Below are 17,801 nucleotides of genomic sequence, written 5' to 3' on the forward strand. Positions count from 1 at the left end.
AAGCTAATGGGCAAGTATTAATATTTATGAAATAACTTTTATCTGATAAGGAAGGGGCATCAGATTTATGAACAATCTTAATTTCCTTTGTGAACAATTTGCTAAAATTCTTAATGGAAAAAGTAACTTAAATCAGGGTGTTTGTTCTGTCTCCTTGCGTCGTAATATTAAAGTGTTTGTTCAAGGACGACCAAGCACCTCAGTGATACCGGTTGGGATATCTTTCGAATCGTTAGATCAAAGTGGCAATGCATTGAACTTTGGAGAAATCGCTATTTTACAAGAAGAAAGCCCTTTATTTATGCAATCGATTGTTCAACAAGGGATTATTGTTAGCGCATTACATAATCATTGGTTATATATGAAACCATTGATTATGTATATTCATATCCAATCTGTTGAATCACCATTGAGTTTTGCAAAAAAATTGGCAAATTCCTTTTCAGTTTTAAGTAGTTATCCAATTGCTGATAATGGGAGCTAATGTTAAGTAAATCATATTTATTCTTTTCCTATATCAAGAATCATGTGAACAAAAAATGCCCTCCAGCTAAGCGATCTGGAAAGCATTCAAAAAGCTTATTTTATCGTTTTGGGATGGGATTTGTTTACTTAAGTTGATGCGCATATATGGTGACCCCTATAAAATAGCCGTAAGTTAATTATTAACCCATAAACTTGCCGAAACTTTAATAAGAACCATAAAGGTAACTAGAGTTAAGGTGTTTTTATGCTAAAAAAACTAGAATATCAATAAAGCCTTCACTGAAAGATAGCACCAATAATAACCGAATTTCTTTCGCTAATCCTATAACTAAATGTCTTTATTAGTAAGAAACTTGATTAAATTAAATCCAAAATATCTTTTGGGGAATTTAATATATAATCAGCTTTTTCAAAACCTTCTTTTGTCTTTGAACCCCATAAAGCGAGTGCGAATTTAACACCAGCACTTTTCGCACATTGCATATCGTATATAGAGTCTCCGATGTATACTGACTCATTATTAGGAACATCTAATTGTTTCAAACAAGCTAATAATGGTTCAGGGTGTGGTTTGTGTTTATCCGTATCACACGCACAAATTATATGTTCAAAATGACCGCTTAGATCAAATGGCTCGAACTCATCTATTAATTCTTGCTTAGTTTTTGATGTAACAATCCCAAGCTTTAATTTACTAAGGGATAACTCTTTAATAACGGCCTCTAATTCTTCAAACACCGAAACTTCATGGGAAAAATCTAGTACAAATTCGCACCATTTCGGATGAACAACGTCTATATTTTGTACATTTAATTTTTTTAAGGTTTCTTTTCCAGGAATTCCTAATGCGAATCTTAAATCCTGTAACGCATAATCTTTCTTTAGTTCTTCTTTTAAAACTTTTTGTAAGGATTTTAGTATTGCTTTTTCTGTGTCTAAAATTGTGCCGTCTACGTCAAAAACAAGAGATGTAATCAAAATAAAGCCTCCCTATTTTTTAATCTTCACTTGCAATTACTACTTCAACACCGTTTTCTTTCAAAGTGTTATATAAATCACTAGACATAACTTGATTTGTAATGAATGTGTCTATAGATTCAAGCGTTAAACCCTTATAATTTCGTCGCTGATTCCATTTAGTGTGATCTGCCACTAAAATAACTTGATCAGCATGTTTTATTAATTCACGCTTGAAATAAATATCTTCTTCAAAACCATAGTATATCCCGTCTTCTGTAATACCTGCGGTTCCAATAAATACCTTGTCAAAGTGATAATCTTTGAGTTTTTCAGTGGTCGAAGTCCCTGTAGTATGTCGAGAAACCTTATTTAAAGTTCCTCCCAAAAGGTGAATAGTCGTATCTTCAGATTGAGCTAACATATAAGCAGTATCAATAGAGTTCGTCACAATAGTTACGTTCTTTGATTGTAAATGTTGCGCTACAAAGTTGACAGTTGTTGAAACGTCTAAATAAATCATGTCATTGTTTGCAATTATATTTGCAGCCTTCATTCCAATCGATTTTTTCGTTTCTAATTCAGTCTGTGACCGCACTTGATAAGTATCAATTTTCTTATGAAAAGTAGCTAAAGCCACTCCGCCATAAGTTCTAACTATTGCTTTGTTTTTTGAAAGTTTTACTATATCTCTTCTTGCAGTATCTCTTGAGATATGAAACATTTCACACATTTTTTTTATATTCATAGTTTTATTTGTTTCTAAATAATTAAAGACTCGTATCAATCGTTCTTCTTGATTCATAAGTAACCTCCATAAGAATATATTAAGTTAAAGTAAGTTATTAAGCAAGTTATTTTAAGTTATAATGTGCGATAACGCTCCTATAATTAAGTGTTATTAAGTGGGTTTGGTGAAACCTTATTTTTAATGCCTTTATAATTTTAAGCGATTTTATGATGGATTTAAAATTTTATCGTTGAAAGCATAAATTTTCCAAAGTAGCAAGGTTATGGTCAAAATCACAGTTTATATGTTCAAATTTAAAAGGTTACTTGCAATTATCTTGAAGTTTTTGTACCAGAAACTCATATAAACTCCACATATCTCTAGACAATCCCCATATAAACTCCAGACTAATACAATACTATGGCATCAAGGAGGTTAGAGAACATGAACTTTATCAAGCGATCATTTTTGAGTTTACAATCAAGAAAGGGAAAGTCACTTATATTACTTGCTATTTTTTTAGTTGTTACTAATTTGGTATTCGCTGGTTTTACGATTCAAAGTGCATCCAGTAAAGCAACAGATTTGGCTAGGCAACAATTAGGAGCTGATATCAACTTAAGAATCGATATAAATAAGTATTTGGAAGAACAAAACAGTAATCAAAATGCTGATGAAGCAAGAAAGGTACCAAGTATCGAAAAAAAAGAAGCTGATAAATTAAAGAACTCTAAGTATTTAGATCACTATAATTATCTAAAAAGTGTTATTGCTGAGCTGAAAGAGCTTCATAATGTCGAACCATCTGGAGGAGCTCAATCATTTGGTCCAAATAATAATTTAAATTTCACTTTACAGGGTGTTAGAGACTTTTCTTTATTAGAAGCTGCTCAAGAAAAAAAATTAAAACTTGTCGAAGGAGAGGGAATTACGTCAAAAACAGTAGGAAAAAACGTTGCTATGATTGAAAAAAAACTAGCTGAAAAAAACAATTTAAAAGTGGGTGATAAATTGCAGATAGGTGAAGTAATGGATGAGGAACTTACCACGAAAGAGCTAGAAATTATAGGTATATATGAGTCTAAAGAAGAGGCTCCATCTTTTGGGGGACAATCTTTTGCTTTATTAGAGCCTGCTAATCAAATATATGTACCGTATTCTGTTATGAATTCACTGGAAAATGCAATCTATTCATTAAAGGATCCTAAGGATATTGATGCATTTAAAGAAGAAGCAAAAAAATTGGGGTTACCAGCGTACTATGAATTAGATGCACAAGATAACGTTTATAAACAGATGATTGGTCCAATCGAAAATATTGCATCTTTTTCGAAAACGATTGTAATTATGGTGTCTATTGCAGGTGCAACGATTTTAGGATTAATCATTATGCTCTCTATTAAGGAACGTAGAAAAGAAATGGGAATTTTGTTATCTATAGGCGAGAAAAAGTGGAAGTTAATGGGTCAACTACTAGTTGAGGTATTATGTATTGCTGTATTAGCTTTTGGTTTATCTTTAGTAACAGGAGAGAAAGTTTCTCAAAAAGTGGGTGATAATCTGTTATCTAGTGAAATAGCAAAGAATGAAGATAAACCGGAAGATCCTATAGCAAAATTAAGTGGTAACCCTGCTGCAGACGTAGATCCGGTTGATAATATCGAGGTAAGTATTTCAACTGAAGATTTAGGAAAAGTAGGGGGGATTGGATTAGGAATCGCTATGCTAGGAACGATTCTTCCGGCATTATCCATTCTTCGTTTAAATCCAAAACAGATTTTATTAAAAGACGAATAAGGAGAATTTATTGAAGGTGGGAATTCAGGATTCAGTACTGCTAAAGAATATAATGAAGGTGAAGTGGAATCTAAAGACCCAGGAAGTAATTAATAAAATATAACTTTTTTTAATAAGTCAACAACCGGTTCCTTAACATATAAGGAACCGGTTAATTTATATACAAGTATAAATGTCTAATTTCCTTTATTTACACTTGCGTACTTATTTGAGTACGGTGCTGAATTTAATTTGTGTTTTTTTACTTGTATGCGACTATAATCCGAATGATGAGCAATTCACAGTTGTACATCTAATAAAGAAAGAATAAATGTTTGTTTAAAGTGACATCTTGTTTACCTCTTTCTTTTTAGTGTTATTATGCATATAAATTATCTCATGCACCTAAGCTGATATGAAGTAAAGATAATTTTCCTATGAAGTTTTTATATCTCTACACAAACTCCAGATAGCAAGGCTATAATGACTACCAGAGAAAAGCTTCCTTTGTAGAAAAAATTTCACCGTATTTTTTGTACAAGAACCTCATATATTTAAGCATAATTTATTGGGAGGTTAATCATGAGCATGTATTTAAAAATACAAGAAAGTGCGAAGCGTATAAATGAATTGACTAAGCATCAAAAGAAACTAGAGCGCGAAAAAAATGTATTAAAAAATGAGTTTTATAGATTGTTGAAAGAAAATAAAAAATACAAAGATACTCCCAAAGAGATAAGAACATTGGATAATTAGTCTCAATTTAACGTTTCATTTGAATTTTAGTCAACTGCAGAAGTATGAAAATAGTTTAACTTCAGTACTTAGTTAGCTATAAGTATTTTTGATACTATATTTATTCGTAAATTTGACACAGCCTTTTATAATATATACATGTTATACTTAGTTGCATAGTAAATAAATTGTATCCCAGTACATTACTTACTATTACTAGTACCCAAATAACTTAATATGATACGGTAAAAGGCCTCTTTTCAACGAGAAAAGAGGCCTTTTTTTCATTAATATTTAGTTAAGCACATGTTATAAATTAAAAAGGAAACTTTATATTAATTTTGTAAATTTTAAAGTCATAATTGCATTAAAAACCTTTAATAATTATAGTGCTTACGAGAAAGTTAGCACTGGTTAAAAACAAGCGAAGTTTAAAAATATATTAATTTATATTTCTTTCATAGAGTTAAGATAAGGATCATATATTATAACAACATGCTACATTGAAAGGGTGAATATATGATTTCATCGTATTCGGTAAGTTATATTTTAGTCACGGGTAATACTGCTATAAAAAAGGTAGCTAGAGTTTATGCCTCCTCAGAGGTTTTTGCTGTTAATATGATTAAAAGAGAATTAGAACGTAGGTTTTCACATCCAACAAAAATTGAAGTTTTTCCGGTTTAATAAAAGGGAATCATTCTTTGTTTCCTTATTAATTAATGTGTAATTCGTATATGTTAAAACGAATTACACATTAATTAAATTTTCGCTTGATTATCAGACATGGTACAAGCGGAAACGGCACCTAATATATTAAAGACAATTTTTTTCTCATATCGATGAGATTTTCGCCCGTTTTGCTGTAGGTGATTAAAAAGGCGAATTAGAACCATTGATAACCTTTGGATGTCTTTCTCTATGGGGTAACTCTTTATACACATAGAAATACTTTAATAATTTTTAAAAGTATACTAACAGCATTCCTGCTCTACTCTTCACAGGAAATGATAGTAATTTCTTATTTTTGGGAAATGGATGGTAACACTTGTATATTTTCCTTCTTGTGATTGAATAGAAATATCATGTCCCAATTTCAGAACCATTTGTTTTACAAGATATAGTCCCATCCCAGTAGATTTTGTATGTGTTCTTCCATTAGAACCGGTGAATCCTCTTTCGAACACACGATGTATGTCTTCTTGCTTTATCCCAATGCCTGTATCTTGAATAAGCAATCGTTTTTCTTCATGATCCTCCTCAAAACGGAAAAAAATCTCTCCACCTTCATTTACATACTTTAAAGCATTTGCAGTAATTTGGTCGATGATAAATGCAAGCCATTTACTATCACTTTGAACGAATTTCTGCACTTCCGCCATATGAAAGTGAATTCGTTTCGTGATAAAGATTTTGGCATATTTTTTTACACTTTGTTTAATGATTTGATTCAACTGTACGTCTGTAATGAAATAGTCTTTAGAAAACGAGTCAATCCGTGAATAGTAAAGAGCCTGTTCCACATAATTATCAATTTTGTTCAGCTCATCTTCAAACTTATCTATAAGAAAATCTACTGTTTTTCCCGTACTGTTCTCGATGAGTAAATTACTTGCGGCAATTGGAAGCTTTACCTCGTGAACCCAGGACATAATAAAATCTTGGTGATCCACTTTCTCGTGAATCAACTTTTGAAGTTGCTTAGAATGATTATCCTGTACTATTTTTATCATTTTGACATATAAAGCTTGTTGATAATTTTGTGGTTCAATCAATTCTATAGGAAAGTCTTCCTGTTGATTCTCTATTAGATTATTTAGCTCCAGGTAAAAAGATCTCCGATAATAATATCCAATAGTAATATACAGACTTACGGAAAGGAAACAAATAACGTGAGTATAGAACAGATTTTTAATCACAAGATTCCGACTATCATTTATAACCATAATTAATGAAACAAACAACATTAATATGAAGTACAGTATGAAAAAGAATCGTTTATCTTTTAAATATTGAAAAAAACTCATAAAATGATATACCCGTATCCTTTCTTAGTAGTAATAAAGCCTTTCTTACCGAGGTCAGTAATTTTCTTCCGTATCCGTGTAATGTTAACGGTTAAGGTGTTTTCGTCCACGAATCTTTCATCAGCCCAAAGACTGCGCATTATCTTTGTTCGGCTTACAACGGTTCCTTTATTTTGCATGAGAAGTTTTAAAATAATAAATTCATTTTTTGTTATTGTAATCGTTTCATTCCCATAAGACAGATTGTAGGATTTAAGGTTCAGCACAATTCCATCATGCTCAATAACTTGCACTTCTATGTCTTCTATATACGTATATGTCCTACGAAGGAGCGCATTAACCTTTGCCATTAACACATCTGTGTGGAACGGTTTATTAATAAAATCATCACCGCCCATATTCATCGCCATTACCATATCCATTGGTGTATTACGAGATGAAAGAAAAATAATCGGTGCTTTTGAAGTTTCTCTAATTTTATTACACCAGTAAAATCCATCAAATGATGGTAAATTAATATCCATTAGTACAAGGTGAGGACTATTTTTAAGAAAAATTGATAATACTTGGTCGAAATTTTCAACCTTTACTGTAGTAAATCCCCATTTTTCTATTGTCTCTCCTAACATATCTCTAATCGTTTTTTCGTCTTCTATAATCATAATTTTCATGGTTATTCCCCCAAAATCTTATATTAATGATAATTTGTGTTATATGTTATGTGTTCATACTGCTACATTAAATTACGATGGCATAATCGTCTATATCACATTATAGTGGGAAAAATTAAGAAAAAGGGGATATTTGTTGTAAGGTGACAGAACTGTAAGGTTAACATAAGCAACTGTAAGGTTATTGAAGGGTTACATCATATAGAATAAAGCCTGAAAGAAAAAATAACTTCTTTAATGGAGGAAATATATATGAAATTAATAGTAGACGCAAAACAAATTAAAAAAATGTATGGAGCAAAAGGAAATACGTTTACTGCATTACATGATATTGATTTAACTGTTCGCGAAGGTGAGTTTGTTGGGATTATGGGACCTTCAGGTGCCGGAAAGTCCACACTTTTAAATATTTTGGCGACCATAGATCGGCCGACATCCGGTGAGATTTTGATTGATGGAACGAGCATACTAAATATGAAAGAAGGACAATTATCTGCATTCAGAAGGGATAAACTCGGTTTCATTTTTCAAGATTATAATTTATTAGATACGTTAACAGTGAAAGATAATATATTGTTGCCACTTGCACTGGCAAAAATGGATGTACGAGAAATAGAAAACAGAGTTAATGAGATTTCAGAGCGCTTTGGTATTCGTTCTATTTTAGACAAATACCCGTATCAAATCTCAGGGGGACAGAAACAGCGTACAGCTGCTTCACGTGCAATGGTGTCTAAACCCAGCTTAATATTAGCTGACGAGCCGACTGGTGCACTCGATTCAAAATCGGCAGCAGACTTATTGGAGAGCTTGCAAAATTTAAGCCAAGAAGATAACGCAACCATCCTCATGGTAACACATGATGCTTTTGCAGCTAGCTATTGTAAACGCGTTTTATTTATTAAAGATGGTACGCTGTTTACCGAACTCGTAAAGGGGAATTCTTCCCGCAAAGATTTTTTCAAAAAGATTTTAGATGTTTTGTCCATTCTTGGAGGTGGTACAAGTGACGTTATTTAGTTTAGCGAAAAAAAATATTAAAGGCAATTTAAACAACTACCTTCTCTACATTTTCTCTATGGTGATTAGTGTCGTGATTTGCTATACTTTCAACTCATTATTGTATACACCAGAAATTAAAAACGCCGTTAATAATATAGAAGGTACAATGTCACAAACCTCTTTCGTTTTAATAGGATTCGTAGCAGTTTTCATCGGATATTCTAATGCATTTTTCACGAGAAAACGAAAAAAAGAAGTAGGTATGTACTCCCTACTTGGTGTGAGAAAAAAAAACATCGCAAGAATGCTATTTTTTGAAAATGTAATTATCGGGGCTATCACTTTAATATGCGGGCTCGTATTAGGCATCATATTATCCAGATTGTTTATCATGTTGCTTCTTAAGCTCGTAGGGGCTCCGGTCGATGTAAGTTTTAGTATTCCAATGGAAGCAATTATGACTACCACTATTACATTTACGGTCATTACAATTTTTACATCTCTTCAATCGTATCTTTTAATTTATCGCTTTAAATTAATTGAATTATTCCAAGCAGATAAAAAAGGGGAGAAAGTACCGAAAGCATCTATCGTTTCTGCCGTAGTTTCGATTATTTTACTCGTAAGTAGTTATTGGCTTATGTTTAACGGGGCAGCAATGCTCTCTATGCCTCTTGTTGCGATTGGAACGTATTTATTATTTCGTTCTTTAACTGTGTATTTGCTAAAACGTGCACAAAACAATAAACCGAACTACTATAAAGGAATTAACATCATTGGAACATCTCACTTGTTGTATCGTATAAAAGGAAATGCCCTTATGCTTACAGTTATCGCATTACTAATTACAGCAGCGCTGCCATATCTCATGGCAAGTTTCTCTGAATACTCGATTACTGAAAAAGATGCTCATAGAACAGCTCCTTTTAGCTATATTCATCTTTCAAAAGACGAAACATCTGACAATCAAATCAAACGGGTTATTTCAAAAGACAAAGATCATCCGATTATAGCACAATTAGATATCCCGGTTATTCAAGTGAAAGGGAGTACTTCAGCACCATTCGAAGATAAAGATGATCTTTCCGTTAACTTGATCTCAGAAAATGGATTTCATAAAATGAACAAAGTTCTAAAATTAGGGGATATACCAAAACTAGCTAGTGAGCAAGCTATCGCATTTAAAAAATACCTTTTTAACCAACCAGTTCCTAATTTCACGGGACAACAAGTGAATATTCAGCTACCTGAGGGGAATTATACTTTTAAACTCGAGAAACTCGAAAAAAAATCGATACAACTAACCTCTGGAACGGAGCTTTTATATATTGTCGTTGACGATGCGATGTTTAATCTTGTTGCAAAACAAGTCAGTCCAATCACATACAAAGCTTATAAAGTGGAAGATGAGAAAACAACAGACGAAACATCTAAGATAGTAATGAAATTAGCTGGGCAGGATACGCATATGCGTACGTTCTATGAAGAGTATAAAAAAATAAAGGCACTTGCAGGAATGAAAATCTTTGTAGTTAGCTCTTTAGCATTAGTTTTACTAGTTGCAACAGGAAGTATTATATACTTCAAGCAGCTAACAGAAGCACATTCAGATAAAAATCGTTATGAAATTTTACGAAAAATTGGTGTAAATAAAAAAGAAGTACGGACTACGATAGTAAAACAAACACTATTTATATTTTTCCTTCCGCTAATTATTGGGATACTAAATGCCGCCATGTTAACAATGTCAGTATCCTTACAATATAGCATGGACATACAGCAAGATATCATTTCATTTATTTATGCTGTGATAACATATGGTGTGATCTACCTTCTTTACTATGTATTAACCATTAATTCATATAATAGTATTGTGAATAAATAGACATAAACCACCTCGCGAATATCAGGAGGTGGTTTAATATATTTAACAATACCAGATGGATAGTGAACAGTGAGTTAATTAACCTGTTCCCAAAATATGTATTAACGTACAATTGCCTTTGTTGATATGGTGATTCCATACCTATCAACTTAAGAAAAGTAAGCATCTCAAAAACAAAAAATGAACTGATTTCTCAAAATTACTAATTATAGAGAAATAAATCTTTTGCTTAGGAAGTCCTAAAAAACCGTAACTTGATAGCAATGAGGTATCACTAGTGCTTCAGAAAAAAATATGCAAAAAAATTAGCTTTTATGTAAAGTGCTTTGCTACACTATTTTAAAGAATTTATGTTTGATTACTTAAATAAGTCTAAGGTCACTTACTAATTAAAAAATATAGAGTTACTTCACGTTGTTAAATAAACCAATTACCTTTATTTAAAGAAATCTTCGCTATTTTAGCAAGCAATTAGTACACTTCTATTTTCTTCCACTCAAAATCATTGCATTCCCCAATACTTTTTTATTTAATAATAGCCTTGGTAATTTCATTTCTTCAGCAAGCTTGTAGCTATTCAATTTAGAAATATCGAGTTTCTCTAGGTCATTTAAGAGCTCTTCTATATCCCCAAATATTTTTTCATCCATAAATAAATCTAAAAAGATAAATTCGCCACCAGGTTTTAATACCCTTAAAGCCTCTTTAATTACTTCTATTTTATTTTTCGTATCTTTTACTTCATGAAATGTTAGGCAACTTACAACTATATCAAATTCATCATCCTGCAAAGGGAGCTCGGCGGCACTTGCTTTTAGAAAATCAATTCTACCAGACACACCTTCTATTTTAGCATTCTGTTGGCATTGATCCCGTGAGTATTCCCAATTCTTTCCCCAATAATCAATTCCAGTTAAAAAGGATTTAGGAAAAGCCATTGCAAGCTTAATAATCAATGACCCACTACCTGTTCCTATATCTAATATTTTTCCTTCTCCATCCCAATTTACTTTTTTAACAATTAAATCATGTATTTTTGATTGGTAATCCTCTCCGAATGCTGCGAATTGGTAAGTAGAATAAGAAAGTATAAATGTTATATAAATAAAAGGTATCGCTATAACCCCTGATAGGATTCGCAGATAGAAAGTAATAGGCAATAATGTTATTAATAGAAAAATTATTGAGCTTATCAAAAATACAATCAGTTTTTTCCTTCGAATCCATGTCTGATATCTGGTTTTATTTCCCATTAGCACCATTCCTTTTTATTTTTCACATATGGACTTATTCGTTATAAGATACTTTTATCAATCCTCACGTATAAGGTTATTTTTTAACTATTAACAAATAATTAATGTCACTTTACCTATAAATTGACCGCAGTTGGAAGCATAAGTTGGCCAGAAAGCACTTATTTTTGCAGATAATTATCTATTGGAATCATAAATTGGCCGTAAATTAATTATTAACCCATAAGCTGGCCGTGAATTCCACAAAATAGCAAATAAAAATACCTATCAGCAGCATAAGATATTCAAAATTACTAGCGTATTCATTAGAATCTTTACGTGATAAACCCGTTAACTCTAACAAAGGTGTCCTTGTATACTAACTTAATGATAGGAGGGCTATTCTACGGTATCCCTTGAGACTTCCGTAGAATAGCTCTTAAAGAAATGAGATGTATACCTGTTATTAAGCAAAATTGTTTATGATTCACTTGAAAAAATCGTCTCATATTTCCCCAAACAATTCAACACGATTGTTGAATAGAATGACTCGCATTTTTTAAATAACTTTAAAAAGCCTTACTACACACAAATTGTAGTAAGGCTCTGACTATTTAAGATAAAAATTAAACGATTTTCTAATCTCTATACGAATAGGGATTGGAAAATAATATATCCCCTCCGAAGAAAAGAGACTTTATTTTAACTTTCCTATTGATAGGTTAACACGATAATTCCCATACTTTAATAGTCTCCCTAGAAAGTTATCCAATTCTTCATTAGAAGAAAAATGTGTTTTTAATAAATAACATCCTTCACCACTTACACGATGTACTTCAGAAATTTCTTCTTCTTTTTGAAAGAAATCCATAAATTCTTGATGATTAGCTGATGTGACAAACAAAGTAACAAATGCAGTCACGGTTTGTCCTAGTTTGATTCGGTCTATTGCGATTGTATATTGTTCAATAATCCCTAAATCCTCTAATCTCCTAATTCTATTTCCTACAGCCTGCCCCGTCATATGTATTTTTTGACCTAGTTCTTTCCATTGTATTCTTGAGTTTTCTCCTAATAATTTCAGTATCTCAAAATCTGTTTGATCAATAATATAAACCAATCCTTTCATCGTGAAAGTAGAAAAGCAGAAAGTGTTTCGCCAACTTATTCAGCTTATCGATACAATTCACTATACTAAGTTTATCCTCTTACATCGCATTGTTTATCAGTTATATTTACTTATAACACAGAGGACGCAACAAAAAAATACATCTAGATTTAAAGGAGGTTACAAATATGTTATTACAAGATATTTTATCGTTCAATGAAAAATTTGTCGAAAATAAGGAATACGCCCCCAGTGAAGCCCAAAAAATTCCTAAGAAACGTATGGTTGTTGTTTCTTGCATGGATGCTCGTTTAATTGAGCTACTTCCAAAAGCTTTAGATATACACGATGGAGATGCAAAAGTTATCAGAAATGCAGGTGGTAAGATTGCTTCTCCTTTCGATAGTGTTATGCAAAGTGTTGTAGCATCAGTATATGATCTAAATGCAGATGAAATCTTTCTTATCGGACACCATAGATGTGGAGCGAGTCACACTAATCCCAAAGGAACAATTCAAAAGATATTAGACCGTGGAGTAGCTTCACCAGAAATTCTATCAGCTATTGAATATGCTGGTGTTGACCTTGAAAAATGGTTATTTGGATTCGATGATGTCTGTGATTCGACTCAGGCTAATGTTGATTTAGTAAGAAACCATCCACTTATTCCAAAAGATGTTCCTGTACATGGTTTAGTTATTGATCCTCACACAGGTAAATTAGATTTAGTAGTCGATGGATATAAAACATTAAATGGTATGAAACATTAATTATTACTTAAATGAAGGGAAGTTATTAGATATGAATAGAATAGAAGCTACGCAAAAAATTATGGAAGCAAAAATCGCAAAAGGTTTAACATGGGAAGAAATTTCAAAAGTAAGTGAAAACTCTGAGACTTGGGTTGTAACAGCATTATTGGGGCAGGCTACAATGACACGTCCGGAGGCAGAAAAAATCGGTAAACTATTAGAATTAGATGAAGAAATAGTTCAGGCATTAACAGTAGTTCCACTTAGAGGTCAAGTAATGCAAATGCCTCCTACTGACCCAATCTTATATCGATTATATGAAATGATGTTGCAATACGCACCAACTCTTAGAGAATTAATCTTAGAAAAAGCTGGTGAAGGTGTAATGAGTGCAATTAACTTCAATCTAGGTGTAGATACACAAGAAGATCCAAAAGGTGGCGATCCTCGTATCGTTATTACACTTAACGGGAAATTCTTACCGTTCCGTACATGGTAATTAATCAAAAATCTATCTATATAATTAAAGTGATTTTATAGAGTTACAAAATCCATCCTTTTTAATTTAACTGTATAGAAAGGATGGATTTTTACTATGAGATTCTTTTTCGGTAAAGGAGAATAATATGAATAAAAAATACTTTAATACAAGCTTTAATATTCTACAGTGGTTTGTTTTTTTATTAGCAAATGCAATTGCATTGCCTATCATTATTGGTGGCATATTCCATTTATCAGTAGAAGATATTTCAACATTAATGCAGCGAACTTTTTTAGTCGTGGGAATAAGTTCATTTATACAAGCATGGTTTGGGCATCGCTATCCCATAGCGGATGGTCCAGCCGGTTCATGGGTAAGTATATTTGTCATACTGGGACAAGTTGCTATGCATCAGGGACAAAGTGCAAAAGACGTGTTGCAACTTTTAGAATGTGGATTAATTATTGCAGGTATATTACTCTTCGTTCTTGGTATAACAGGGCTTGTTCATCGAATCTTACGTTTATTTACCCCTTTAGTTACAGGGACTTTTCTTTTAATCTTAGCACTTCAGCTTAGTGGTGTGTTACTAAAAGGAATGATGGGATTACAAGGATCTGCAACTCATCCTGACTATCCAACAGCTACTATTGCACTCTTTGTTTTTGCCCTTATTACTTTCTTATCAATTAAAGGGAAAGGATGGATGAAAAGTTACGCTGTGTTACTTGGAATCTCATTTGGTTGGCTTTTGTATGCTGTTTTAGGAAAATCATCTCATATGCCTTCACACACACAGCTAGTTAAGTTACCACAGATATTCGCTTGGGGGACACCTAGATTCGATATTGGAATGACCCTAACTGCAACTTTATTTACATTTCTTTTAGTTGCAAATACAATTGCGGCTATTTCAGCTGTAAAACAAGTAGCTCCCGTATCTAAAGAAAATGAAAAGCAAACACTCAACCGTGGTGTATGGGTCGGAGGTATATCACATATTATCTCATCGTTATTCTCTACAATTGGAATTGTACCATTACCTGCATCAGCGGGATTTATTCAACTAACAGGACAAAGAAAATTGAATTCATTCCTTATAGCAAGTCTTATATTAGCAGGAATTTCTTTTATTCTCTCAATTGTAAGCTTTATATCCTTGCTTCCAGGCCCTATTGCTAATGCTGCACTTTTAGCAACATTTGTCCAAGTAATAGGCATTTCATTTCAATCGATTTTACGTGAAGAATTAAATCAACACCGATTAACTATATTAGGAATTACATTATTAATCAGTTTAGGCATAATGTTTCTTCCAGAAAGCGCATTTAGCGGAATTCCTTCTTTCTTAGAATATGTTTTAAGTAATGGATTACTCGTGGGTACCATGATTGTCATTCTACTGGAACAGTTTTGGAAAAAGTAAAGGATTTGTTACTCTTTTCATAATATAGTATTCATTATTATGAATACTATCATCAAGTTTCAGATTTTCCAAAAAAGAAAATTATGGTTTTGGGGGCTACTACAACATTTTAGATTGACAGGTATGTATGATAGCCCCATGTAGATTGCATCTACTCTCCAAGAAACGTTCGTTGGTTTCAAGTTTTTATAGCAACAGAACCTTTAATTTCTAATGGTTCCGGTATCTTTTATTTTGACATGTGTCTTTACATTTATTTTAGCCTCTTCTAACGCTTGCAACCAATCTTTTTTTCGTTTTTTCCACTCTTTATATTGAAAAGCTCTAGCATATAGGGATAATCCGATTGGATCAATTTTATTCTGCTGTATTTCATACAACATATTTTGTAATTCCTTATTAATTTCTTTTTCGATAGCGTTTTCTAAATTATTTATATTTTTTTTATTATCATAATGCTCCTTAATTAAATTCGCATTGGTTTTTTCTATTAAAGCTACATTAGCGTTTATATTGAGATTAAATACAAACTTTCCGTTTTTAAAATTAACATCTATCTTCCTTGTCGCATTCTGTACGAAGATAGAAGTGTTTATTTTTTTGTTGGACTTTTTAGGAGGAAGCGCAAGGTGTAGTATGATCCGGCCTGTATTTTTTGACTTATTTATAAGATTGAAGAACTTAACATCTTTTTTAGGGATACGAGTTAAATATTTTCCTTGTCGATCTAAAAGTGCAATTCCTATCGTGTCAATTTCATTCTTTGTTTTTTTGATAACTGGAACAATTTGTGTCATTCCTTCTTCATTTTGTTCTCTCGTTAATTGTTGAATCGTAGAAGAAACGGATTGATTATTTTGAATGGAGGATTCGATTACACTACTTATATAAGATGGTAGTGATGGTTTATCTGGCTTATTAATTGTAAAAATTTCTTCTACAGGTCCATCTACAAGTACTACTTTAGCATTAATGGTAGCGTAAGGATCACGGTAAGAAGAATCAAGTTCCTGCAACCAATTTGATTCTTGCGCCAATTTTTTCCCAATTAAAATAATTTCAGCTTTGGAGGCTGTCATATAGCCCGTTAACTTTGTATCTATCTTACTGAAGCCATTATATACAGTTGATGCCTGGGTCCAATGCTCTATAGTACTTTGTTGCTGTTTATGATGAAAGAGTGGGATGCTTGTGCCAACTTTTATGTCTCCATTAGGAGCTCTATCCAAGCCAATTAACAGGATTAATGAAACCTTCTCAAGAGGAATTCTCTGACTACAACCAATTAAATATACAAAACAAATTACAATCCATATCCATTTTCGAATCAAAGTTGTTTCCTCCTAGTAACCCAAGCAAAAAGAATGCTGTAAGCGAAAAATAAGATTGGTAATAGAATAAAGAAAATGATATTTAAGATATCCATAAGAGAATATATAAATAAATATTGATCCACATTGGGATTTAGAAAAATAAATAAGCCGACTATTAATACCATAAAACCAACCAACGCCCAATTGCGAGCGTTTTTTTGAAGTGAAATGGTCACAGACTCAAAACTGAAAAATAAATATGGATATATTGTAGTGGAAAATACAATTAAATAGTAAGCGATATATATAATTTCTAATCGTTCTATGAAAGAAAAACGAACTCCTTTTAACAGATGAAATACTGGCCAAATTACGTCTTTTATCCCCTCAGGACTAAAGTATATATAAGAAAGAATAGTCACATATAGATAGAAAAACATGGTTCCAGTATTCGCTATTAGTAGTCCCTTTATAGCTTTTTGTTTTTTTTGTAAGAACGGATATATATAATATGCAATTTCTAAGCCGGCATAAGGGGTAATGGTTTCTTTCGTTGCCTTTACAATAGGGTATAAGCCATCTTTAAAAATAGGTAGTAGGTGTAAAGGAGCATACATACTCTTTAATGAAAAAAGAAGAAATAGTGGCATCCAAGTAGTGAAGAAGAAAACAAGCATAGAATAACTAGTAAGGGACCTTAACCCACTCAGGGCTAAAATAATAAAAGGTAATAGTAATAATATGGCGATTTGATAAGCTGGAGTGGAAGGGAATATCCACACTTTTACAATATCAGTTGCCTTTAATAAAGTATTAAACCCAGCAAAAAATAGATAAAAGGCGTATAAAAGAAAAAGAATTGTCCCTATCCATTTACCAAAGTATGTTTTTAAGATTTGTGAGAAATTTTTGTCAGGATTTTTTTGTAACATTAATATAATAAATACGCCGATTATAGAAGTAACAATCCATCCAAGAATGATTGAAATCCAGCCATCTGTGCCAGCAGTAGTAGCAAGTGGGCTTGGCATAATTAGCATTCCTGATGCTAGTTGCAGTGAATGAATGAAAATAATAAATTCAAATAAAGTTATGTTTTGGAATTTACTATTTCCCATGCGAACCACCTTCTTTTTTCTTTTTTTGTTTCGGCTGTCCTGTACTCGAGCGGGTGGTGATCATGGAAATAGGAAATCTTACAAAAGAATCTTTTAGCTCTT

The 17,801-nt window shown here is 32.3% G+C and carries 16 protein-coding genes and 1 pseudogene; 8 read left to right on the forward strand and 9 right to left on the reverse strand.

Annotated features, from left to right (window positions below):
- Positions 1–67 precede the first annotated feature (67 nt).
- Positions 68–484 (forward strand): DUF1259 domain-containing protein, encoded by a 417-nt coding sequence (locus RBB48_RS29855; protein ID WP_306008696.1) that lies wholly within the window; start codon positions 68–70, stop codon positions 482–484.
- Positions 485–843: 359 nt separating this feature from the next.
- Here the strand turns inward: RBB48_RS29855 and RBB48_RS29860 are convergent, their stop codons facing one another.
- Both RBB48_RS29860 and RBB48_RS29865 read right to left on the reverse strand, forming a co-directional pair.
- The gene (locus tag RBB48_RS29860; protein ID WP_306008697.1) at positions 844–1,464 is read right to left on the reverse strand and encodes an HAD family hydrolase; all 621 of its coding nucleotides are present in this window, start codon (positions 1,462–1,464) and stop codon (positions 844–846) included.
- 19 nt (positions 1,465–1,483) lie between these two features.
- Positions 1,484–2,248, reverse strand: coding sequence for a DeoR/GlpR family DNA-binding transcription regulator (locus tag RBB48_RS29865; RefSeq protein WP_086422586.1), 765 nt, complete (start codon positions 2,246–2,248; stop codon positions 1,484–1,486).
- 369 nt (positions 2,249–2,617) lie between these two features.
- On the opposite strand from RBB48_RS29865, the gene RBB48_RS29870 reads away from it, so the two are divergent.
- Entirely contained in the window at positions 2,618–3,970 is a 1,353-nt protein-coding gene (locus RBB48_RS29870; protein WP_306008698.1) for an ABC transporter permease, read from the forward strand.
- A 561-nt stretch (positions 3,971–4,531) separates the two neighbouring features.
- Positions 4,532–4,705: a hypothetical protein gene (locus RBB48_RS29875; protein WP_154698409.1), complete on the forward strand. Its 174-nt coding sequence runs from the start codon at positions 4,532–4,534 to the stop codon at positions 4,703–4,705.
- Positions 4,706–5,445: 740 nt separating this feature from the next.
- Here RBB48_RS29875 and RBB48_RS29880 read toward each other — a convergent pair.
- The 3 genes and pseudogenes from RBB48_RS29880 to RBB48_RS29890 all read right to left on the reverse strand — a co-directional run.
- Positions 5,446–5,607, reverse strand: a pseudogene (locus RBB48_RS29880) (IS4 family transposase); the annotation flags it as partial.
- A gap of 75 nt (positions 5,608–5,682) precedes the next feature.
- Complete coding sequence (locus tag RBB48_RS29885; RefSeq protein WP_097861633.1) at positions 5,683–6,711, reverse strand: sensor histidine kinase; 1,029 nt, start codon at positions 6,709–6,711, stop codon at positions 5,683–5,685.
- Positions 6,708–7,382: a response regulator transcription factor gene (locus RBB48_RS29890; RefSeq protein ID WP_097861634.1), complete on the reverse strand. Its 675-nt coding sequence runs from the start codon at positions 7,380–7,382 to the stop codon at positions 6,708–6,710. The genes RBB48_RS29885 and RBB48_RS29890 overlap by 4 nt, the downstream gene beginning before the upstream one ends.
- A 252-nt stretch (positions 7,383–7,634) precedes the next feature.
- Here RBB48_RS29890 and RBB48_RS29895 point away from each other — a divergent pair, with 252 nt between their 5' ends.
- Together RBB48_RS29895 and RBB48_RS29900 are read left to right on the forward strand one after the other, a co-directional pair.
- Positions 7,635–8,402 (forward strand): ABC transporter ATP-binding protein, encoded by a 768-nt coding sequence (locus tag RBB48_RS29895; RefSeq protein ID WP_306008699.1) that lies wholly within the window; start codon positions 7,635–7,637, stop codon positions 8,400–8,402.
- Entirely contained in the window at positions 8,389–10,269 is a 1,881-nt protein-coding gene (locus tag RBB48_RS29900; protein WP_306008700.1) for an ABC transporter permease, read from the forward strand. The genes RBB48_RS29895 and RBB48_RS29900 overlap by 14 nt, the downstream gene beginning before the upstream one ends.
- A 482-nt stretch (positions 10,270–10,751) precedes the next feature.
- Here the strand turns inward: RBB48_RS29900 and RBB48_RS29905 are convergent, their stop codons facing one another.
- The gene (locus RBB48_RS29905) at positions 10,752–11,522 is read right to left on the reverse strand and encodes a class I SAM-dependent methyltransferase (protein WP_306008701.1); all 771 of its coding nucleotides are present in this window, start codon (positions 11,520–11,522) and stop codon (positions 10,752–10,754) included.
- 676 nt (positions 11,523–12,198) lie between these two features.
- Positions 12,199–12,630: an Lrp/AsnC family transcriptional regulator gene (locus RBB48_RS29910; protein WP_306008702.1), complete on the reverse strand. Its 432-nt coding sequence runs from the start codon at positions 12,628–12,630 to the stop codon at positions 12,199–12,201.
- Positions 12,631–12,797: 167 nt separating this feature from the next.
- Between RBB48_RS29910 and RBB48_RS29915 the strand changes: the two genes are divergently transcribed.
- The 3 genes from RBB48_RS29915 (at position 12,798) to RBB48_RS29925 (ending at position 15,268) form a co-directional block, all read left to right on the forward strand.
- Positions 12,798–13,379 carry a beta-class carbonic anhydrase gene (locus RBB48_RS29915; RefSeq protein ID WP_306008703.1) on the forward strand — a complete coding sequence of 194 codons (582 nt, stop codon included), beginning with the start codon at positions 12,798–12,800 and terminating at the stop codon, positions 13,377–13,379.
- A gap of 31 nt (positions 13,380–13,410) precedes the next feature.
- The gene (cynS, locus tag RBB48_RS29920) at positions 13,411–13,860 is read left to right on the forward strand and encodes a cyanase (RefSeq protein ID WP_306008704.1); all 450 of its coding nucleotides are present in this window, start codon (positions 13,411–13,413) and stop codon (positions 13,858–13,860) included.
- Positions 13,861–13,987: 127 nt separating this feature from the next.
- The gene (locus tag RBB48_RS29925; RefSeq protein ID WP_306008705.1) at positions 13,988–15,268 is read left to right on the forward strand and encodes a purine/pyrimidine permease; all 1,281 of its coding nucleotides are present in this window, start codon (positions 13,988–13,990) and stop codon (positions 15,266–15,268) included.
- 203 nt (positions 15,269–15,471) lie between these two features.
- Here RBB48_RS29925 and RBB48_RS29930 read toward each other — a convergent pair whose 3' ends face one another.
- A complete protein-coding gene (locus RBB48_RS29930) occupies positions 15,472–16,599 on the reverse strand; it encodes a Ger(x)C family spore germination protein (RefSeq protein WP_306008706.1) in 1,128 nt (375 codons plus the stop codon).
- Positions 16,596–17,699 (reverse strand): GerAB/ArcD/ProY family transporter, encoded by a 1,104-nt coding sequence (locus RBB48_RS29935; RefSeq protein ID WP_306008707.1) that lies wholly within the window; start codon positions 17,697–17,699, stop codon positions 16,596–16,598. The genes RBB48_RS29930 and RBB48_RS29935 overlap by 4 nt, the downstream gene beginning before the upstream one ends.
- Between the last annotated feature and the right edge of the window lie 102 nt (positions 17,700–17,801).

Source organism: Bacillus sp. MMSF_3353 (assembly GCF_030733445.1).
In the GTDB taxonomy this organism is placed as follows: domain Bacteria; phylum Bacillota; class Bacilli; order Bacillales; family Bacillaceae_G; genus Bacillus_A; species Bacillus_A wiedmannii.